We start from the raw sequence: 20,131 nt of genomic DNA, 5'->3' as shown, positions 1-20,131 counted from the left end.
ATAAACTAAGAAAATCCTTCTATAATATCATCAAAAGAAAGGAATGAAAGGGTGATAATATGACCATTTCCAATTCATATCAACCTGGACAAATCGTTTATGTGATTATTCGGAACCCGCATGCACAGGATGTAGCTAATGTCCAAGAAGCTGCTGTTGTTCAAAACCCTGAAGCACCCGACCAATTGGCTCTTTTTCTGTATGAAACCTATTATCCTTTAAATGATGAAGTAGCCGTTTATCAGACTGCCGGTGAAGCTGAAAATGCCTATCAGGAAGCATTTGGTTTTACGGAATTAGAGGATTACTATGGTTAAGCCCTTTGTTCCTCAGCTCGTTTATGTTGAGCCAGGCGCATTGGATTATCCGCTTGGAAAAGAGTTAACTGCAAAATTTAAGAGTATGGGAATTGAGGTGAGAGAAACCACATCACATAACCAAATTCGAAACTTGCCAGGGGATACGGATTTTCAACGGTACCGGATTGCAAAATCAACATTGGTGATTGGAGTAAGGAAAACCTTAAAGTTCGATACTTCCAAACCATCAGCTGAATATGCGATCCCTTTTGTAACAGGGTGCATGGGGCATTGTCATTATTGTTACTTACAAACCACAATGGGGAGCAAGCCCTACATCCGTACATATGTCAATATTGATGACATTTTTGAAGCAGCGGAAAATTACATGAAGGAACGTGCCCCGGAACCGACGAGATTTGAAGCATCCTGTACTTCAGATGTTGTGGGGGTGGACCATTTAACCCACACCCTAAAAAAAGCAATTGAATTTTTCGGCCAATCAGAGTATGGTCAACTGCGGTTTGTGACCAAATTCGCTCATGTTGATCATTTACTGGATGCCAAGCATAATGGACGAACCCGATTTCGATTCAGTATGAACGATGAATATATTATCAAGACGTTTGAACCCGGTACTTCAAGGCAACAGGAAAGAATGGAAGCAGCCAGAAAGGTTGCGGATGCGGGATTCCCTCTAGGCTTCATTATTGCGCCCATTTATTTGCATGAAGGGTGGAAAGAGGGATACAAAGAAATGTTTGAGAAGCTGGAAGCCGAGCTTCCCAATCATGCCAAAAAAGATTTAACTTTTGAAATGATTCAACACCGTTTTACCAAACCAGCAAAGCGCGTAATTGAAAAAAATTATCCGATGACAAAATTGGAGCTTGACGAGTCCAAAAGGAAATGGAAATGGGGCCGTTATGGAATAGGGAAGTATGTGTATACAGACCAGGAGCAGGAGGATATCAAGGATACGCTCGGAAGCTATATCCACACCTATTTTCCTGAAGCAAAAATTGAATATTTCACATAAAAAAGATAAAAGGGCTTCAGCCCTTTTATCTTTTTTATGTTAATTAAACCACATTTATTTTAGGGGTTTGTCCTATACCATTCTCTTTTTTTTGAATATTTTAAATATAAAAGGCAGGTGAGTTACATGTATTTGGTTGGATTCTATTCACCAAAAGCAAAATCAGGTGTGACGGAATTGTCTTTGTCGGTTTATTATTGGCTTAAAACAAACACCACTTTATCTGCTGCATTTATTTCCTATGGGACGCTTGAAAAAGAAAGAATATCAAATGAGTTAATTCATGAATTTTCGAAACTGTCATTAACTGAAAAAAAACAAAAAGTGAAAAAGATGAAAAAAGAATACGACATTATTATTTACGATGCTTCCAGTCAGCTTTCAGAAGGGGTATTGAAACTTTTGCCCATTGTGGACAGGCTATTTGTTGTCGGGGAAGAAAATAAGGATTTTGCCTTAAAACTTGCTCAAATCATCGAATTTGATAAAATTTTTGATCATCGAGTTAAAAATTTTATTACCCACCTAAAAGGAAATAAAACATATATTATCCGTGAAAATAAAGAACACCAGATCATAGGGTTTAATCATTCCAAACAAGAAACAAATGATATCGGGCAAATGATCTATACAGACTATGTTACACATTATATTAATAAGAAACTAATTGAAAAAAACGAAAATATTTATAAGAAAATTAAACGAATTCCGAAAAAAGACCTGTTTACCGGCTTATATGAGTTAGGTATAGATTTTGAAAAAGCATTATTATTTCATAACTATGTCATTTTACGTGAAGCATTAGGCCAAAATTACGATGAAGCATTGGAAACCCTTTTTCCATACTTAATCAAATCCTCATTTGAAGAACTATTAGACAAGTTTCGAAATGAATTATTTTTAATAACAAAATTAAAAATTTGAAAAAGCGTGGCCCATTTTGGCCACGCTTTATTAAGCAGCTTTTTTCTTTTGAATCGATAGAGTTTTTTTCGAACGCATAATAAGTGGATAAAGAGCAATTCCTACCACATACAATGCGATCCCTAATAGGAATGTTTTCATGTTGGATGTTCCGGCAATAATGACGTAAATCGCGTAAACTGTAGCAAGAATGGAAATGATTCCATCTGTGAAACGTCCTTTTGTGTTTTTATAAGCGTCACCCAAGACGACCAATTTTACCTGATACATCGCTGTTGCGGCATATGGCAGTAGGTAGGCGAGCGTCGCCACTTGAACCACAAAATTAAAGGCATTGCTTAGCGTATCTGAAATCGTTAAGAAAAGGAAAATCTGAGAAAATGCATTGGTCAGAACCAGAGACGTTACCGGAACGCCATTTTTGTTTTCTTTCTTAAATATTGGTGGAAACAGCCCTTGCTTTGCAGCTTGATAAGGAGCTTCCGCACTTAAGAAGATCCAGCCGATGGTTGTCCCCGTTAACGAAATAAGATCGAAAATAGCCATTACATAACTAACATTATGACCTACTACTTTTTGCAGCGCATCGACAAGCGGTTTGTCCGCATGCATCAATTCATTCTGTGTCAAACTTCCCATAACAAGCATGGTAATCCCTACATAAATGACTAACGAAATCACAAGTCCAAGAACGGTCGCCTTCTTAATATCTGCTTGCTTTTTGGCACGTTTTGAAAACATAATGGCCGATTCGATTCCCACAAATGCCCAAAGGGTCGTCACCGCAGCATTATTGACCTGGCCGAGCAGGCTTAGTGAAGCTCCATTATCGCCAGTACGAGGCTGGACAAGTGGTAAAATATTTGTTTTTTGAAACGCAAAAAGGGTAAAACAAATGAAAATTAAAAATCCAATTACTTTTGTCGCAGTGGCAACAAAGTTAATTTGTCCTGTTCTCTCTATTCCTCGAAGAATGATCGCATTCATGACCCAAAGCACGATGGTACAAATGATGAAGGTGATGAAGCCTCCGACTTTGACCGTAAAGGAGCCGATTGTAAACAGCTTTGCGGTGCTGGTCATAATAGGAAAAAACGTTGAAAGATAGCCAATAAATGTCGTTAATACAGCGACATTACCGGATACGTTCGCGATCCAATATCCCCAAGAGACAACATATCCGGACATCACGCCTGCGCGTGATCCTTCCGGAAATAGCGCTTTGGCATACATTTGAACGCCGCCATTTAGATCAGGCTTTCGTAGAGATAAATTCCCAAATACCAGTGAAAGCATCAATACCCCTAACCCTGTCAAAAGCCATGCAAGCAATACACCAGCTGGGCTCGCTGCTTTAGCAAGGGATTGTGGCAGCATAAAGATCCCTGAACCAACCATATTTCCGACCACGAGAGCAGTTAGGAGCCAAAGTCCCAATTTATTTTTATTCATATATAATCCCCCAATATAATTATCCATCAACATGTATGTTCATACAACATCGTTCATTTTACTCTGTTACGCTAAAGGATTCAATCCTTTTTTTATAAAGGTGGAAGTTACATGCTTTGGAATAAAAATGAAACTTTCTGCAAAACTCTTACTCTGAAATCAAGGGAGATTTATATTCGGATAGCCAATGTGGAATACTCTATGTATTCAAGATGAAATCCTCTGAATAATGGGTAAGGAAGTGAAAGCGTGTCAGAGACAGATATGACAAAATACGAAAAAAAAATTATCGTTCGCAACACCAAGATCGAAGACATTGATGAAATTATCGCCTTAGGGAGAAGATGCTTCCCAAATATGGAGCCCTGGAAGAGAGAGCAATTAGTAAGCCACATCCGAATCTTTCCTGAAGGACAGTTCTGTGTAGAATATGAGGATAAAATCGTTGGTTCCTGTTCCAGTCTAATTGTTAATTTCGATGAATACGAGGATCAGCACACGTGGGAAACCATTACGGATAATGGATATATCACCAACCACGATCCACATGGATTTAATCTCTATGGGATTGAAGTAATGGTGGACCCAGAGTACCGCAGGATGAAGTTGGGTCATCGCCTTTATGAAGCACGTAAGGAACTTGCACGCCAATTGAACCTTCAAAGTATCATAATCGGAGGGAGAATCCCGAATTATCACAAATACAAGTCCGAAATGACAGCACGTGAGTATGTTGCCGCAGTGGAAAAGCACAGTATTTATGACCCGGTGCTGTCTTTTCAGCTTCTTCAAGGGTTTACCATTAAACGGATTAATACCAGGTATCTCCCAGATGATGAGGCATCTGCTTCTTTCGCAACCTTGATGGAATGGAATAACATTGATTATTTGCCAAAGTCACGCCGTGTTTATCGTGCATCGTTCCCAGTGAGAATTTGTGCCATCCAATATATGATGAAAAAAATAGATTGCTTTTCAGAATTTACTCGCCAAGTGGAGTACTATGTCAATGTTGCTTCTGATTTCGGTTCAGATTTTGCCGTTTTTCCAGAGTTGTTTACAACCCAGTTGATGTCGTTTTTAGAAGAAAAACGGCCAGACAAGGCCGTTCGCCTTCTAGCCACTTATACAGATCCATATATCGAGCTGTTTACTGAATTGGCTGTCCGATATAACGTCAATATTGTCGGCGGATCTCATTTTGAGGAAGTCGAGGGGGATATATATAACGTTGCTTATCTATTTCGCCGAGACGGTACCATCGAAAAGCAGTCGAAAATTCATGCGACTCCTAATGAAAAAAAATGGTGGGGCATTTCCGAGGGGAATAAAATTAATGTGTTTGACACGGACTGCGGTAAAATTGCTATTCAAATTTGTTATGACATCGAGTTTCCAGAACTTGCTCGTATCGCTGCCGATAATGGAGCAAATATCATTTTTGTGCCATTCTGTACAGATGATCGCCAAGGTTATTTACGAGTTCGATATTGTGCCCAGGCACGAGCGGTTGAGAACCAACTCTACACTTGTATTGCCGGCACAGTGGGAAACTTGACACACGTAGAGAACATGGATATTCAGTACGCACAGTCAGGAATTTTCTGTCCTTCTGATTTTGAATTTGCCAGAGATGGAATTGTGGGGGAATGTGATGCAAATGTCGATACGGTTGTCGTTGGTGACGTTGACCTCGAGAAGTTAAGAAGGTCACGAAATTCCGGTTCAGTAAGGCAATTGCATGATCGCCGGCATGATTTGTACCGGATTGAATTAAAGGATGTCACAGTTGATCAGGATAATTAACAGAGTGGGGGTTATCATGAATCCATCAAATAAAGAGCGTCGTGATATGGAAATTGCATTAGAGCAGCTTAGCCCATTTGAATTAAAGAACAAACTTATTGACCTCGCAAAAGGGCGAAAGAAAATCACCCGAGCGATGCTTGATGCAGGACGTGGAAATCCCAACTGGATTGCAGCTACACCACGTGAAGCCTTTTTTGCCCTCGGACAATTTGCGGTATTAGAATCCCGCCGAATCTGGAATGAAAATGATCTCGCCGGCATGCCAAACCATAAAGGTACAGCAGAACGATTTGAGGAGTATTTCAAGGCAAATCAGCATGTACCAGGTATTCATTTTCTAAAAGATATCATTGATTATGGCATCCAAGAGAAACATTTTAAACCGGACGAGTGGGTATATGAATTGGTGGACGGTATAATCGGAGATAACTATCCAGTGCCTGACCGAATGCTGGTTCGGGTTGAACAGATTGTTCATGATTTTTTATTGAAGGAGTTAATCGGTAATGACCTGTCGATTGGTAAATTTGATCTTTTTGCCGTTGAAGGTGCTACAGCGGCAATGTGCTATATTTTTGATACATTAATCGTAAATTACTTACTTCCTCATGGGTCCAAGATTGCTGTCATGGTGCCGATTTTTCCACCTTACATAGAAATTCCGCAACTTGCAAGATATCATTTTGATGTCGTCGAGATTCGGGCATTGGCAGTGGATAAGGATGGCCGCCATACTTGGCAATACCCAGACAGTGAATTAGACAAGTTGGCAGATCAGGAAATCAAAGCTTTGTTTTTAGTTAATCCAAGCAATCCTCCTTCTGTTGCCATCGCACCGGAATCGATTCAGCGTATCATCGAAATTGTCGAAAATAGTAATCCAAATCTTATGATCATTTCAGATGATGTTTACGGCACTTTTGTAGACAATTTTCAATCGCTGATGGCTTATTTACCATTCAATACAATAGGAGTCTATTCCTTTTCCAAGTATTTTGGGGTCACTGGTTGGCGATTAGGAACGATTGCCGTTCATCAAACAAATCTATTTGATCAATTATTGGAGCAGTTACCGAAAGAACAAAAAGAAAGCTTGCACAAAAGGTATTTTTCTCTTACGCAGCATCCAGAGGAAATAAAGTTTATTGATCGATTGGTAGCAGACAGCAGAACCGTGGCCCTTAACCACACCGCTGGACTTTCTACGCCCCAACAAGTTCAAATGGCAATGTTCGCCCTATTTGCACTGCTTGATAAAACCAATCGATACAAGCAGCAAACGAAAGATATTTGTCATCGAAGAATGCGCCTGCTTTATGAAGGACTGGGTTTACCTCTGCCTAACCTGCCAAATGATGCTGACTATTACACAGAGATCGATCTGGAGGAATGGGCCAATCAAAATTATGGGAAGGATTTTACTGAATTTCTCCAAAAAAATTATGAGCCAGTGGATATCTTATTTCGATTGGCAGAAAATTCTGCCATTGTATTGTTGAGCGGGGGAGGATTCCGAGCACCTACATGGTCGATTCGCGTCTCACTCGCCAATTTGGATGATCAAGCCTATTCTGAAATTGGACATGAGCTGCGAAACGCTCTTCAAGAGTATGTAAATGAATGGAAACAATCGATGGATTGAGGTTTCCCATACTTCTGGCATTAGAGGTTTATTGGCGCTTTTTCAATGGGGGTAGACCGGAGTCTTTTATACTAAATATTCATTTAAAAACCGAAGGACTCGCCTTTCATATTCTTCTTTAAAAACCAAATAGGAATTAATATGTTCAACTCCTTCTGTCAGCCATAATTCTTTATGGTGACCTGATGATATACATTGAATGATTTTTTCGCTTTCAGCATATGGAATCGCTTCATCACTCTTACTGTGGATTAAGAAAAACGATTTTCCTTTTCCGTTTTTCACATTTTTTATAGGTGAAACTTCAAGGGGGTTTATTTTAAGGAGTTTTTGCATTGAATTCATGATCATTGGTGTAAACGGACGTCTCGGCAATTTGGACCAAAAAGAAAGATTGTCTTTTAAATAAGCTTCTAAATCACTAAAAGGGCTGTCGGCAATGACTGCAGAAACACTCGGATGCTCGCACCCGGTAACAAGCGCAGTGGAAGCACCCATACTCCAACCAAGAAGAGCGATTTTTTCTTGTTCTTTTTTCTTCATTGCATAGTCAATGGCAGAAAAAAGATCATGTTTTTCAAAGTAGCCGATCCCGGTTGTTCTTCCGTGCGATTTACCGGCATTACGGAAATCAAACATAAGAACATTATATCCTTGTTCAGTAAGGGCTTTGGCTAGCAGCAGTCCTTGAATTCCTTCCATGGCTCGTTCATTTGTATAGCCATGGGCAGTAATGACCACTTTATTACTTTTAGTGGAAGAACAAGCTGGGATCCACCAGCCCGAAAGCTTTACCAAGTCTTTTCGGCTAAAAAATTCAATTTCTTCGTATTCTAATCCGTAATCCTTGGGATTTTTCGTGGTCCTTGCCGGGAATGGATGAGTGAGGTAAAAGCCAACGGTAAGAGGAGCGAGGAAAAATACAATCGGTGCGACCAATAGCGATCGCCAAAGCGATTTTCTTTTTTTCTCTTTTGTCATCATCATCTCCTCCTTCCCATTTTTTAAGGTATCGATGATATATCATATGTCGATGGAAAGGAGGAGGCGATAAATGGAGAGTAAATCTTATTTTACTACTTTTTACTTTTTTCTTTTAAATTTTGTTTTTCCAGAATTGATGATTTCCACTTCAATATTAATCTTCCTCAGCATATTGGAATCAAGCTTTAATTCAGCTTTTTTACTTAAGTGATGCCATAATTTTGGATCCTTCCTATATAATGCATCAGACAAACGATACACGTCGGCATTCCGTTTTAGTCCTTCCTTATACGTATTTTTTATCTGATTTTGGATAGCAGTAACGGCTTTCTTTTTAAGTTCTTCTTCTGTAGTGGCCTGATCCATCTGAATGAGCGTTCCCTTACTTTTTACATGCAAGGTATAAAAAAGATCATTATCTGAAATATTGGGTATGATCTTTGGTTTAGGCTTTTGGAAAACAATCGTGCCTAAAACCTTATTGCCGTTATATAGATATAGAGGTGCCCGTACTGAATTTTTTTGAACCCACCTTAAACCTTCTATTTCAGAACTTGTTAAATGACCTTTAAAATGATAGTTCTGGATAATCCCTACACCATCATTTTTAGTGACATCGAAAGGAGCCTTATCCTTGTTCCATTTAGTATTCGTTGTAGACAAAAAGGGCAGAATGGCCGTTTTACTTCCATCATTTAATTGAGCAATAAACTCATACAATTGAATAGGTTTAGCAGTGGAGTATTGACGATAATTACTCATTGGACTTGTTAATTTTGAATAAGCAGGTGAGTAGCTCATAATAGGCTTGGCTGTAAACAAATCCATTAAGGGGCGCGATGTGCCATAGACCCAAATCGTATTGCGAATATCATTAAATCGATCAGTAGTATCTAATGCAGCCTTAATCAGTTCAGGGTGTTTTAAAGCCTGTTCACTAAAAACCATAGCTGCCAGATGTGACCAGGAAACATGCTGTTGAGCTGTGTGATAAATCATATCAGTGGCGAGATCAAATGATTTTCCTTCGCCTTTGCCAATCCATATTGGCTGGGCAGTAGTCTGTCCACCAACTCCTTCTTGTTTTGCCACGTTAGAAAAACTAATAACCTGAAAATATACCTTGACTTTATGATCTTGATAATCGATTCCAATTGCGTGAATATAGCGAGTATGCTCAATTTCCTGCGAATCCCAGCAACCAGCTAAGCATAAAGGTAAAGTGATAAAAAAACTGAACCACTTCCATTTCATGATGGATTACCACCTTGACGAGATTGATCTTTTGAGGTTAGAGCTGAAGAGCGCTCTTTTTCTTTACTTTTAGGAACTCGTAATAAGCCGGGAATCAATTCCTTAGGATTTAAGGAACTAATAGTGGATAAGTAAGAGACTCCAAATGATTCCAAATTAGCTAAGTAAATTAAGATACAAAAAGCAGAAATAAAAAAACCTACGATACCTAAAATGGACGAAGCAATAACGACAAAAAACCTTAAAAGTGAAACGGTACCAATTAATGCTTGACTCACCAAAGTAAAAGTGGAAAGGATTGAAATCGCTGTGGCGACAAGGATACCGGGGGAGGTAAAACCAGCACTTATGGCAGCTTGTCCGATAATTAATCCACCCACAACGGAAAGGGTTTGGCCAATAGCAGCCGGTAACCTGAGGCCGGCTTCACGAAAAAGTTCAAATAGAAACAACATAATAATGCATTCTAATTGAGCTGGAAACGGAACACCTTGCCTTGAGACTGATAAGGTAGCTAATAATGTAAAAGGTAATTGGTCAGAATGAAAAGAAATTAACGATATCCAGAATCCAGGAAAAAGAAGGGAGATAAACAATCCGCATATTCTTAATAAACGTTCAGCTGAAACGAACAGGTAGGGGAAATGGGCGTCTTCTGGTGTTTTAATAAGTAAGGACAAGGTTGCAGGTGCAATCAAAGCCGTTGGGATACCGTCAATTATCAACACAAACCTTCCTCGGAGCAAAGAGTCTGCGATAAAATCAGGCCTTCCACTATAGGAACAAACTGGGAAAATAGTGAAAGGTGAACGTTGTAACAGTAATTCCTCCAATTGATTTGATCCAATAATCCCATCCACCTTCAAATCCAATAACCGTTCTCTGATATTTTGGATAATCGTTGGTTTGGCAATATCATGAATATATAATAAAGCTATTCTTGTCTGCGTTCTTTCACCTACTGTAAATTGTTCGTATTGTAAACTAGCGGTTCTCAGACGTTTGCGAATAATCGCTACATTTGTTGAGAGATTTTCAATTAAGCCATCTTTAGGACCTTGTATGGAAAGTTCAAGATTGGGTTCTTCGGGTGACCGACTTGGCGGATTAGAAATATCGATTGCATGCAGAAGAGCCAATTTAGGCAGTAAAATAAAAAGCTGTCCGCTAAAAACCCGAATAATCACTTCCTGTTTCATTTGATCATGATCCATGCTATCCAAATGAAAAACTTTTTCTTTTGCCAGCGTTTCATCATGAAACCAAGGATCATTCATACCCATTTTCACAAGCAAAGGTAAAATTACTTCATTTATCTTTTCTGAATTACATAATCCTTCACAGTAAAAGAGGAGAGATTCATGTTCAGCAATCTGGACCGTTTGAAAAGAAACATCTGCACAATGACAAAACCATTCTTTTACAGTTGTTTCTGTGATTTCTCTCGGGTTACCATGTTTTTTCTTATTCCCATGAAATGGTTCCTTCATTCTCATATCTTCACCTTCTTTATTCTTGAAGTGATAAAAAGATTAAGAGCAATCAAGATTGAGATTGCTGTAACCACAACAAAACTCCAAGGAAAATAAACCGTTAAGAAATCAAAATATTTCATATCGCTAACCGGAAAAATGGCGAAAAAAATATAAACAAGATACAAACTGACGAGTACCCAAATACGTGGTCGTTTCTTATTTATTTTGAATAGGTCAACCAATAAAAATGTGGTTAGAGATATCCGAATAAAAGCCCCGGATAACCATTGATAAACCGATAAAAAATCCAAATGCTCAATGTAACGCCCGATCGATACTAATCGCCATTCTTCAAATGCAGGATAACGAAAGTTTTCTGCTTCATCCGGTCCAAATTCTGTTATCGCTCCGATAGACGGCCCTAAAATTAAAATCATTAAAGAGAAATAAAGAATAAACATCGTGCGCCATTTAACAGGGGAATTAAGATGCTGAACCATGAATGTGATGACAATCATTTCAATGAAACCAGATCCAACATAAAATGAGCCCATAAAAACAGGTTGAAATCCATTCTCTAAAATGGGTTTTAACATGGTGAAATTCTTATGTGGAATATTGGCTGTCATAACAAAAAAACCAAAGAAAACGACAAAGGGTAGCAGTACTCCTGATGTAATGCCAATTGAGCGTATTCCTGAGTAGCTATTATAAAAACAAATCAAACTTAAAGCTAAAGCAATGACAATACCTGGTGTGTTTGGCAAATAAAACGAATTAAACGCGATGGTTTCTCTTAAAGTGATCGCACTCATAAAAAGTAAATATAAACCGAAAATGATTAAAAAAAGAAAGGAAATTAAGGTGCCAAATCGTTCTTTAAGCAAGATGGCGAAATGTTTGGATTCTGTTTTTTTTATAATATAGTACAGTAATGGGACCCAAAGTAAAAAAACACCTGTGGATAAAAAAATAGATAACCAGGCGTCACGTTTTGAAGTTTGGAGCAACAAAGGCATCAGCATAACATGATTCAATAACCCTGTTGACAAAATAATCATGCTGGACATTTCTACTGTATTGATTTTTTGCTTCATGTTCTTCTCTTTTCCCATTGAAATGAAATTTTTATTATTAAATAAGTTTTTGCCGCATCATTTCCTCGTTCTATTATTCACCATGGTGGATTTCTTATCCAAGATTGGAAAAAGTAGAATCCACATATTAAAAACCAGTAAGGAAAAATAAAATCAACGATTTGGTCATTTATTTCCCATCGTTTTTACACATATTATGAGAGAAGGTTTAGAAATTTTATTATTTGAAGGGCAAAATTTTAGGCCCAAAGAGGTGGAGTTTTGATGAAATGCCTTAATTGTGACTATGATAATCCGGAAGAAGTGAAGTTTTGCTTAAATTGTGGCAATGACTTTTTAAGCGACAACACCGTTACCGATCAAAAAAGTTTATTTTATGAGTTTGCCCATTATGTGGACATGGTTCCACGGTTTGAACGTTCAGTAGAACCTAAATTTCGGAATATATTCTCAAGGGTGTTTCGGAAACATAGTGATCTTGAAGCGGAGCGGCTGTTTATCGTTGGTACAGCGCTTACCACGCCCAAACTTGAGGAAGTAAAGGAGACCTGGCCAAAACCATGGCTATTTGCAAGGGTTTTTCTCATTGGCTTAATCGCATACTTGGGATTGTACGTGGGTGTCAGTTTGTTCGGTAATATAAACTTTATTCCGGGTCTTATCCTTGTCGGAGCTTTTGCTGTACCATTTACAACACTGATTTTCTTCTGGGAAATGAATGCCCCTCAAAATATTGCGATTTATAAAATTGTTTATGTCGTGTTTATCGGCGGGATTCTTTCGATGTTAGTAGCGTTGGTGTTTTATGATATCCTTCGAAATAATATTAATCCCATTACCATTGGAATTGTTGAGGAACTATCAAAAGTGATAACCGTCATTTATTTTGTACGAAATCTTAAATACAGATATATACTTAATGGTCTTCTTATAGGAGCCGCCGTAGGCGTCGGCTTCGCGGCCTTTGAAACCGCAGGTTATGCTTTAAGGGCCCTCATTTCCGGCAACTTCCACACGCTTTTTTTCACGATCCTGCAGCGGAGTATTTTTGCACCAGGAGGGCATGTAGCTTGGTCAGGTTTGACTGGTGCCGCCACGTGCCTGGTACAAGGTAACAGGAAATTTGAGTTTAATATGATGCTGCAACCTAAATTTATCCGTATTTTTGTTCTTGTTGTTTCCATGCATGCACTTTGGGACTCGCCGATTCCAGGCTTTTTCCCAATTGGCCAAGTTATATTAATGGTAGCATCTTGGATTTTGGTCTTCCGAATTATCCGCCTCGGTTTAAAGGAAATTGCAGTAAAAAAAGGGGAGACAACCAAATTCGTTTTCAAGAATATTTAGTCATATGAAAAGGACTCCTGTTTGGGAGCCCTTTTCATACAGTACCGCTAAAACTTCAGTTCATTACCTAATCCCTATCCTCAGCAGCATCGGCTGCAGCATCGGCACCTTCTCCAGCCTTATTACCCATCATTCCACCAGCAATTGCACCTGCAACCGTGCCTACTGGACCTAAAACTGAACCAATGGCTGCACCAGCAACAGCACCGACTCCTGTTCCTACTGTTTCACCAGCATCGTTATCGGTACGATTGCGTTCGTTTCGATCAGACATTTTTGTCACTCCCTTGTTTATATAGGGTAGTGCTATTACTTCATGCACTGTCCCGTCCATTATCTTGCCCCAAAAAACTAAATACATGTTATTTGTCTATTTGCGTATCATTTTTAGTGGATTAAAAGGTAAAATACAAAGAAGATAGAAGAAAAGACAAAAGAAGATAAGGAGATCCTCCTATGACAGTAGAAAAAGGATGGAATTTTGATAACAGTTATTCTCGTCTGCCCAATTCATTTTTTACGAAACAAAACCCGACTCCCGTCGACTCACCGAGTTTAATTATTTTCAATGACTCGTTAGCAGGAACCCTTGGATTGGATGCTGAGGGTATAAAGGGGGAAGAAGGAGTCTTGGAGCTTGCCGGCAACCTAATTCCCATTGGCGCAACGCCTATTGCTCAAGCCTATGCCGGACATCAATTCGGACATTTTACGATGCTGGGGGATGGCCGGGCTGTTCTGCTTGGAGAGCAAATGACTCCATCAGGAGAAAGGTTTGATATTCAACTTAAGGGTTCCGGCAGAACGCCCTACTCACGCGGGGGCGATGGCCGTGCAGCCCTCGGACCAATGCTGCGCGAATATATCATCAGTGAAGCCATGCATGGACTTGGAATACCTTCGACCCGCAGCTTGGCAGTAGTGGCAACAGGTGAGGCGGTTATCCGAGAAACAGACCTGCCAGGTGCCATTCTGACCCGTGTAGCCTCCAGTCATATCCGGGTCGGTACTTTTCAATACGTTGCCAAATGGGGAACGGATCAAGATCTTCGGACCCTGGCTGATTATTCCCTAAAACGCCATTATCCGGACATTGAATGGGATGAAAATCGTTATCTCTCGCTGCTTAAGGAAGTCATTAACCGTCAAGCAGCACTGATTGCCAAATGGCAGATGGTTGGCTTTATCCATGGTGTGATGAATACCGATAATATGACCATAAGCGGAGAAACCATCGATTATGGTCCTTGCGCCTTTATGGATCACTTTGATCCAGCAACGGTATTCAGCTCCATTGATAGGCAGGGACGCTATGCATATGGCAACCAGCCTTATATTGGCGTGTGGAATCTGGCACGATTTGCGGAAACCCTTTTGCCATTGCTGCATGAAAACCAGGAGGAGGCTGTCAAATTGGCAGAAGATGCATTATCCAATTTTTCTGAGGTATTTCAATCTAATTGGCTCAATGGAATGAGAGCAAAACTTGGGATATCCAATGAGGAGGAAGAGGATGCAACCCTTATTAAAGATCTGCTCAGCATGATGCAACAGTATCAAGCCGACTATACGAATACTTTCCTGGCTTTAACTTTTGATACTAAAGTGGATCAGTCACTTTTCGGTACACCTGAGTTTATAAAGTGGCATGAGCAGTGGCAGGCGAGACTGGGAAGGCAGAAGGAATCGAAGGAATCCACACAGCAGTTGATGCAAAGCAAGAATCCTGCGGTAATCCCGCGAAACCACCGGGTGGAAGAGGCACTGGATGCAGCAGTTCAGTGCGGGGATCTTCGCGTGATGGAGCAACTGCTGAATGTACTTTCCAAACCTTATGCACACACCCAAGAACAGGCTGATTACAGTAAACTTCCAGCGCCAACCAATATTCCTTACCGCACCTTTTGCGGAACGTGAGCGTTTTTTATAAAAAATACCATGCGGAGCTGAAAAGCTCTGCTTTTTTTGTGTGGAATTATTGGAAAATGTGTACTAGTCTAAAGCCTGTCTTATACGTGATACATAAAATACAGTACAACCTTATACCAGGGATAGATGGAAGGGGGGGACAATAGTGGATTGGAATAAAGGGAGAAATGCTTGGAGCTTGAAAAACAATCTGTAGGAAAGGTGAAAATATGTTTTGGATTACCATTTTAGCATTTATCGGAACACTCGTATTCATTTTATGGAGACCTAGAGGCATTAATGAAGCCATACCCGCTGCGATTGGTGCATTAATTGTCTTACTCAGCGGAAGTGTTTCATTGTCAGATTTAGCTGTCATTACAGATACAATCAGCGGTGCAGCGATAACGATTATGGCTACGATCGTCATGGCGATTGTGTTAGAAAGTTTTGGATTCTTTAACTGGGTAGCCGAGAAGCTTGCGGCAAAAGCAAAGGGGTCAGGGATTCGATTATTCTGGTATGTCAATCTTTTATGTTTCCTCATGACACTCTTTTTCAATAATGATGGGAGTATTTTAATCACAACCCCCATTTTAGTCTTGTTGTTAAATAATATGGGATTAAAAAACCATCAAAAAATTCCCTATTTGCTGTCTGGTGGTTTAATTGCCACTGCTTCCAGTGCGCCAATTGGAGTTAGTAATATTGTCAATCTCATCGCACTAAAAATCGTCCATATGACTTTATATTTGCACACTGCGATGATGTTTGTTCCTGCTACACTTGGTTTACTGCTTTTAGTCGGGCTCCTATTCCTTCGCTTCCGTAAAATCCTGCCGAAAACTGTTCCTACTAGTGTAACCGGTATAACTTTATCAACTTACCATCCACTCAAACCCGGCCCTAAATATGATTCAGAGAAGGATCGGTCACGGTTTATGAGGAATGTCCTTCTATTTGTATTTGCTGTCCGTGTCAGCCTTTTTGTCGCATCGTTTTTAAATATTCCCGTATCCCTTATGGCTGTGATCGGATCACTGATTCTATTAGGATGGCGCTGGGTTTATTTAAAAATATCACCCAGCGATATGCTGAAAAAAACGCCGTGGTATATTATTATTTTCGCATTTTGTATGTACACCATCATCTATGGCTTGAATAACATTGGCTTAACAAACTGGTTAATCGGAATCATGGAGCCAATGGTCTCTGGTGGCCTGTTGCATGCCAGTGTGTTGATGGGAGTTCTGCTTACTGTACTGTCTAATATTTTTAATAACCACCCGGCCCTTATGGTCGGAACGCTCACGCTCACCCATATGCATCTTGATTTGCTTTCCTTGAAAATCGCCTATTTGGCGAACGTTATTGGCAGTGACATGGGATCGTTACTCCTTCCAATGGGGACGCTGGCAACCCTAATGTGGATGCATATTCTTAGACGAGGAAAAGTAAAAATCACCTGGTGGGAGTATATAAAAATTACCGGAGTGGTCATACCGCCTACAGTCCTGTTCACATTAGTAGTTTTATATTACTGGGTTTCTACACTTTTTGGCGGTGTCCTCCAAAGGTAGGATGATTGAAAAATGAAAGGAGAATGAATATGTTAGATGATTTGATTGATTTAAAAGGAAAAACAATTGAGGTTGAAATTTCAGGAGGAAACTTTCACCAGGGAATCCTCATTGATTCCGGTTCGGATATAATCGTTTTATTTGACGGAAAGAAAAACAACTTTCTCTATATGCCCTTTACCCATATTCAGAGATTGAAAGAAATCCAACCAATAGAAGATGGTACCTTCTACGATGCTCCAACAGATAAACCAATTGGAGCAGATGCAATATCCTTCCGTAAAACATTAATAATGGCTAAGGGTTTATTTGTTCAGATATACGTGACAGGAAATAAATCGATACATGGCTATTTAACCAGTATCATGAACGACTTTTTTGTCTTTCACTCACCTGCATACAAAACAATGTTTATTTCGATGAAACATGTAAAATGGCTCATTCCATATCCACCTAATACAACGCCGTACTCTTTAGACAATCAAAATCTCCCGGTTCAATCTGTCACCATTCCATTAACACGATCCTTTGATGAAATGCTCAAAAAATTAGGCAATCAATTAATTATTTTAGATGGGGGAGACAATCCAGAAAAAATTGGTTTGTTGAAAAAAATCCAAAATAACAAAATGACACTTATTACTGCTGAAGGGGAACTTGTTTATTGGAATGTAGAGCATATAAAAACCATTCAATTACCATAGAACCCTCCATAAAAATCCGGGTGATGAATATGAACAGTCAAAGTGATCAAAAAAAATAATCCACCCATAAGTTTGCCCACTACGGTTGGATTACTTAATATCATTGAAATGTGTTGTTTGAGATCGTGTCGACCAGGCCACGATCTTTTTTTAGTGTTTCACCTAATATTAAAATATGTTTTTTAGATAGTTATTGTTCACGATTGAAGAAAATTTGCAGAAAATCATGCACTATTGGCCAGAGTCCTGGCTGCCAGAGTTCTGGCTATAATCCCAGTATTTTAGAGTATCCGTGTGGGATGTAGGTACTTCTTTCGTTACTTTGCCATTTTTATCTTTATAGACGTCATATTCCTGATAGGTTTCTACGAAGTAGCCATCCACCTTTTGCACGTTTTCAAGTTTCTCCTCAACTTCAGGATTATCATTTGTGTCCGCAACATCCATCGGCTGCGCGATCACCGGCTCACTTGCTGAATAGGTAAACGGTTTATTTAAGAATGAATAGGGTGAATCCAAATAGGCCGCAAATGCTAACAAGGAAAATAGGATTATTAACGACGTAAATTGAGTGATTTTTTTCATTGTAAAAACCGGCTCCTTTTATCCATCCATCTTTTAACCCCATTTTATGCATGTCCGAAAAAGATATGATTAATTTTGCACATTCGGTGTTTTTTCAAAATTAACGGAAGGTCGATAAATTTGAAATAAAATCAACGTTAAAATGGAGATGAACACACCGAAAACATAAGGTAATCCTGCCGCCATTGAAAATAACCAGCCGCCAAGCGGGGGCCCGATAATCCTTCCTAATGAATCAAAGGAAGAAAGCAGGCCGGTCGACCTTCCGTGTCCTGACGTAGAGGTTTTCGTAAGAAGGGAGGAGACACTTGGGCGGATGACCCCGTTTCCCATTCCAAACAGAGTTAAAAACATCGCGGCAGTGGTAAAACTATGAACCGATAAGATTAAGGCAAAGCCAATCGCGGAAACGAGGATTCCCCCTTGGATGACCAATCTTTCTCCATATTTTCTGGTTAGCCGGCCGACCAAACCTCCTTGAACGAAAGCACTGGCAAATCCCATAATCATGAAAACATAACCTAGTTGAATCGTATCCATTCCGGCTTTTTTGGATGCAAAATAGGCAAAGGTGGCTTCCAAACCGGATAGGGATAGTGAAATAAATAATTGCATTAAAAATAGGACGGAAGCAGGCCCCTCAAATGCTTTTCGGATGGTTGCTCTTTTTTCAACCTGTTTTTTCCCCGATGGTTCTTTCAGTAGAAGAAACACTAGAATCAGGGTAATGAAGGAAAAGGCAGCCGCAAGATAAAAGGGCAGATTGAGGTTTATTTTTGAAAAAATGCCGCCTACCGCAGGTCCGAAGACAAAACCGAGCCCTGTTGCCGCGCCGATGATCCCCATTCCTTTTCCGCGATTTTCCTCTTTTGTAATATCTGCTGCATAGGCCATGGCTGTCGGCATATTGGCAGATGAGAGTATTCCTCCCAGAATCCGGGCGGCAAATAACATCCAAAGCTGGGTGGCCATGGCTTGGAGAAGGAACGAGAGACAAAGGCCGGTAATTCCAATCATCATCACCGGTTTCCGCCCAATCCGATCCGAAACACGTCCCCAAATGGGGGCGGTGAGGAACTGCATAAATGAATAAACAGCCATTAACAACCCTAATTCAGTTGGACCCGCACCCATTTGTTCCGCATAAAACGGCAGCACAGGAATTATGATACCAAAACCAATCATGACTAAGAACATCACTAAAAATAAGATCGACAAGGCGCGTTTCGCTTGCATCATTTCACTCCCTTTTAATGAATTCATTGTTCCCTAAAAAAGACATTATATATATGAATTACCAAAAATAAAGGCAATAAGATGATAGCGATTGCTAGCATTTCGATAGATATCTGTTAGCAAATGATATCTTAGAGCTAAAAAAACACAAAAAAGGTCGCCAATCGACGACCTTTATAACAAATTATTACATAATACAAAGATTTCGAGGATTCAACTGGAACTTTATACTGTTAATTAATTGGAAATGTCATTAAATGATTTTTTTCCTTTATAAAATAGCCTTTCCAGTTGGACTGGATTTTCTTTCGCTGAAAGCTCAGCCGCCTTGATCTTATAAACAGCTGTTCGACTGCCAAGGGAAGAACGATATTTGTCAACGTGTGAATGGGAAAGCGCTTTGTCAAAATAGCCGGGAACATATTTATCCAACATGTACTGCATAGCCGTCACGGCTTCATCGAGATCCGCTACTAATTCTGCTTCCCCAAAAATCATCACACTCATATAAGCGGTGTCTGTTTTAGCAGGTACAGGGTCTGTTATAGTTCCTTGATTCGCACTGACGGTGAAGCAGGCCTTTGAATTTTCTGCGATAATGTCTACTTTACGGCCTTCAGAAGCTCCGTGAAAATAGATTGCACCATTCAGCCAAACAAAATTGAGAGGGATGACATATGGCATGGGGCCATCGACTAACCCTAAAAAACCTGTTTTTTCATTTTCTAAAAAGGATTGAATTTTTTCTTGGTCGCTGCATTCTAACTTTTTTTGTCTCATCGGGATCATGATCTCC

At 39.7% G+C, this 20,131-nt stretch carries 18 protein-coding genes; 9 read left to right on the top strand and 9 right to left on the bottom strand.

The genetic code is table 11. The features are described 5' to 3' along the window. Nucleotides 1–59: 59 nt before the first annotated feature. The 3 genes from ACZ5XR_RS15255 to ACZ5XR_RS15245 all read left to right on the top strand — a co-directional run bounded on the left by ACZ5XR_RS15255 (nt 60) and on the right by ACZ5XR_RS15245 (nt 2,262). A complete protein-coding gene (locus tag ACZ5XR_RS15255) occupies nt 60–317 on the top strand; it encodes a transcriptional regulator SplA domain-containing protein (protein WP_464497137.1) in 258 nt (85 codons plus the stop codon). Continuing rightward, complete coding sequence (gene splB / locus ACZ5XR_RS15250; RefSeq protein ID WP_464497136.1) at nt 310–1,338, top strand: spore photoproduct lyase; 1,029 nt, start codon at nt 310–312, stop codon at nt 1,336–1,338. Before ACZ5XR_RS15255 ends, splB begins: the two co-directional genes overlap by 8 nt. A gap of 126 nt (nt 1,339–1,464) precedes the next feature. After that, complete coding sequence (locus tag ACZ5XR_RS15245; RefSeq protein ID WP_464497135.1) at nt 1,465–2,262, top strand: hypothetical protein; 798 nt, start codon at nt 1,465–1,467, stop codon at nt 2,260–2,262. Nucleotides 2,263–2,292: 30 nt separating this feature from the next. Here ACZ5XR_RS15245 and ACZ5XR_RS15240 read toward each other — a convergent pair whose 3' ends face one another. Next, nucleotides 2,293–3,714 carry an amino acid permease gene (locus ACZ5XR_RS15240; RefSeq protein ID WP_464497134.1) on the bottom strand — a complete coding sequence of 474 codons (1,422 nt, stop codon included), beginning with the start codon at nt 3,712–3,714 and terminating at the stop codon, nt 2,293–2,295. 249 nt (nt 3,715–3,963) lie between these two features. On the opposite strand from ACZ5XR_RS15240, the gene ACZ5XR_RS15235 reads away from it, so the two are divergent. Together ACZ5XR_RS15235 and aspD are read left to right on the top strand one after the other, a co-directional pair. Next, nucleotides 3,964–5,520, top strand: a complete 1,557-nt coding sequence (locus ACZ5XR_RS15235; RefSeq protein ID WP_464497133.1) for a GNAT family N-acetyltransferase — start codon at nt 3,964–3,966, stop codon at nt 5,518–5,520. A 16-nt stretch (nt 5,521–5,536) separates the two neighbouring features. After that, nucleotides 5,537–7,165: an aspartate 4-decarboxylase gene (gene aspD, locus ACZ5XR_RS15230; RefSeq protein WP_464497132.1), complete on the top strand. Its 1,629-nt coding sequence runs from the start codon at nt 5,537–5,539 to the stop codon at nt 7,163–7,165. A 66-nt stretch (nt 7,166–7,231) separates the two neighbouring features. On the opposite strand, the gene ACZ5XR_RS15225 is transcribed toward aspD, so the two are convergent. From ACZ5XR_RS15225 to ACZ5XR_RS15210, 4 genes are all read right to left on the bottom strand, one after another. Continuing rightward, nucleotides 7,232–8,152 (bottom strand): alpha/beta hydrolase, encoded by a 921-nt coding sequence (locus ACZ5XR_RS15225; RefSeq protein WP_464497131.1) that lies wholly within the window; start codon nt 8,150–8,152, stop codon nt 7,232–7,234. Nucleotides 8,153–8,248: 96 nt separating this feature from the next. Beyond that, nucleotides 8,249–9,403 carry a Ger(x)C family spore germination protein gene (locus tag ACZ5XR_RS15220; protein ID WP_464497130.1) on the bottom strand — a complete coding sequence of 385 codons (1,155 nt, stop codon included), beginning with the start codon at nt 9,401–9,403 and terminating at the stop codon, nt 8,249–8,251. After that, on the bottom strand, nt 9,400–10,899 hold the full coding sequence (locus ACZ5XR_RS15215) for a spore germination protein (RefSeq protein WP_464497129.1): 1,500 nt from the start codon (nt 10,897–10,899) through the stop codon (nt 9,400–9,402). Before ACZ5XR_RS15215 ends, ACZ5XR_RS15220 begins: the two co-directional genes overlap by 4 nt. Next, nucleotides 10,896–11,975, bottom strand: a complete 1,080-nt coding sequence (locus tag ACZ5XR_RS15210) for a GerAB/ArcD/ProY family transporter (protein ID WP_464497128.1) — start codon at nt 11,973–11,975, stop codon at nt 10,896–10,898. Before ACZ5XR_RS15210 ends, ACZ5XR_RS15215 begins: the two co-directional genes overlap by 4 nt. Nucleotides 11,976–12,239: 264 nt before the next feature. Here ACZ5XR_RS15210 and ACZ5XR_RS15205 point away from each other — a divergent pair, with 264 nt between their 5' ends. Then, nucleotides 12,240–13,322 (top strand): PrsW family glutamic-type intramembrane protease, encoded by a 1,083-nt coding sequence (locus ACZ5XR_RS15205; protein WP_464497127.1) that lies wholly within the window; start codon nt 12,240–12,242, stop codon nt 13,320–13,322. A gap of 67 nt (nt 13,323–13,389) precedes the next feature. On the opposite strand, the gene ACZ5XR_RS15200 is transcribed toward ACZ5XR_RS15205, so the two are convergent. Then, the gene (locus tag ACZ5XR_RS15200) at nt 13,390–13,596 is read right to left on the bottom strand and encodes a hypothetical protein (protein WP_464497126.1); all 207 of its coding nucleotides are present in this window, start codon (nt 13,594–13,596) and stop codon (nt 13,390–13,392) included. A 182-nt stretch (nt 13,597–13,778) separates the two neighbouring features. On the opposite strand from ACZ5XR_RS15200, the gene ACZ5XR_RS15195 reads away from it, so the two are divergent. The 3 genes from ACZ5XR_RS15195 to ACZ5XR_RS15185 all read left to right on the top strand — a co-directional run bounded on the left by ACZ5XR_RS15195 (nt 13,779) and on the right by ACZ5XR_RS15185 (nt 17,514). After that, nucleotides 13,779–15,239: a protein adenylyltransferase SelO gene (locus ACZ5XR_RS15195; RefSeq protein ID WP_464497124.1), complete on the top strand. Its 1,461-nt coding sequence runs from the start codon at nt 13,779–13,781 to the stop codon at nt 15,237–15,239. 221 nt (nt 15,240–15,460) lie between these two features. Continuing rightward, nucleotides 15,461–16,810 carry an arsenic transporter gene (locus ACZ5XR_RS15190; protein WP_464497123.1) on the top strand — a complete coding sequence of 450 codons (1,350 nt, stop codon included), beginning with the start codon at nt 15,461–15,463 and terminating at the stop codon, nt 16,808–16,810. Nucleotides 16,811–16,833: 23 nt separating this feature from the next. Next, nucleotides 16,834–17,514: a DUF2642 domain-containing protein gene (locus tag ACZ5XR_RS15185; RefSeq protein WP_464497122.1), complete on the top strand. Its 681-nt coding sequence runs from the start codon at nt 16,834–16,836 to the stop codon at nt 17,512–17,514. A gap of 231 nt (nt 17,515–17,745) precedes the next feature. Here ACZ5XR_RS15185 and ACZ5XR_RS15180 read toward each other — a convergent pair whose 3' ends face one another. The 3 genes from ACZ5XR_RS15180 to ACZ5XR_RS15170 form a co-directional block, all read right to left on the bottom strand. Next, nucleotides 17,746–18,099, bottom strand: a complete 354-nt coding sequence (locus ACZ5XR_RS15180) for a hypothetical protein (protein WP_464497121.1) — start codon at nt 18,097–18,099, stop codon at nt 17,746–17,748. A 69-nt stretch (nt 18,100–18,168) separates the two neighbouring features. Beyond that, nucleotides 18,169–19,335: an MFS transporter gene (locus ACZ5XR_RS15175; protein WP_464502334.1), complete on the bottom strand. Its 1,167-nt coding sequence runs from the start codon at nt 19,333–19,335 to the stop codon at nt 18,169–18,171. Nucleotides 19,336–19,572: 237 nt separating this feature from the next. Beyond that, nucleotides 19,573–20,124 (bottom strand): pyridoxamine 5'-phosphate oxidase family protein, encoded by a 552-nt coding sequence (locus ACZ5XR_RS15170; RefSeq protein WP_464497120.1) that lies wholly within the window; start codon nt 20,122–20,124, stop codon nt 19,573–19,575. Between the last annotated feature and the right edge of the window lie 7 nt (nt 20,125–20,131).

Source organism: Neobacillus sp. Fa239, from assembly GCF_055395235.1.
Note: the sequence above shows the minus strand (reverse complement) of the source record. Positions and strands in the feature narration are given on the sequence as shown.

Coding starts and splice junctions, on each gene's coding strand:
- ACZ5XR_RS15255 (WP_464497137.1), top strand. CDS start 60: ATGACCATTTCCAATTCATATCAACCTGGACAAATCGTTTATGTGATT.
- splB (WP_464497136.1), top strand. CDS start 310: ATGGTTAAGCCCTTTGTTCCTCAGCTCGTTTATGTTGAGCCAGGCGCA.
- ACZ5XR_RS15245 (WP_464497135.1), top strand. CDS start 1,465: ATGTATTTGGTTGGATTCTATTCACCAAAAGCAAAATCAGGTGTGACG.
- ACZ5XR_RS15240 (WP_464497134.1), bottom strand. CDS start 3,714: ATGAATAAAAATAAATTGGGACTTTGGCTCCTAACTGCTCTCGTGGTC.
- aspD (WP_464497132.1), top strand. CDS start 5,537: ATGAATCCATCAAATAAAGAGCGTCGTGATATGGAAATTGCATTAGAG.
- ACZ5XR_RS15225 (WP_464497131.1), bottom strand. CDS start 8,152: ATGATGATGACAAAAGAGAAAAAAAGAAAATCGCTTTGGCGATCGCTA.
- ACZ5XR_RS15220 (WP_464497130.1), bottom strand. CDS start 9,403: ATGAAATGGAAGTGGTTCAGTTTTTTTATCACTTTACCTTTATGCTTA.
- ACZ5XR_RS15215 (WP_464497129.1), bottom strand. CDS start 10,899: ATGAGAATGAAGGAACCATTTCATGGGAATAAGAAAAAACATGGTAAC.
- ACZ5XR_RS15210 (WP_464497128.1), bottom strand. CDS start 11,975: ATGAAGCAAAAAATCAATACAGTAGAAATGTCCAGCATGATTATTTTG.
- ACZ5XR_RS15205 (WP_464497127.1), top strand. CDS start 12,240: ATGAAATGCCTTAATTGTGACTATGATAATCCGGAAGAAGTGAAGTTT.
- ACZ5XR_RS15200 (WP_464497126.1), bottom strand. CDS start 13,596: ATGTCTGATCGAAACGAACGCAATCGTACCGATAACGATGCTGGTGAA.
- ACZ5XR_RS15195 (WP_464497124.1), top strand. CDS start 13,779: ATGACAGTAGAAAAAGGATGGAATTTTGATAACAGTTATTCTCGTCTG.
- ACZ5XR_RS15190 (WP_464497123.1), top strand. CDS start 15,461: ATGTTTTGGATTACCATTTTAGCATTTATCGGAACACTCGTATTCATT.
- ACZ5XR_RS15185 (WP_464497122.1), top strand. CDS start 16,834: ATGAATATGTTAGATGATTTGATTGATTTAAAAGGAAAAACAATTGAG.
- ACZ5XR_RS15180 (WP_464497121.1), bottom strand. CDS start 18,099: ATGAAAAAAATCACTCAATTTACGTCGTTAATAATCCTATTTTCCTTG.
- ACZ5XR_RS15175 (WP_464502334.1), bottom strand. CDS start 19,335: ATGCAAGCGAAACGCGCCTTGTCGATCTTATTTTTAGTGATGTTCTTA.
- ACZ5XR_RS15170 (WP_464497120.1), bottom strand. CDS start 20,124: ATGATCCCGATGAGACAAAAAAAGTTAGAATGCAGCGACCAAGAAAAA.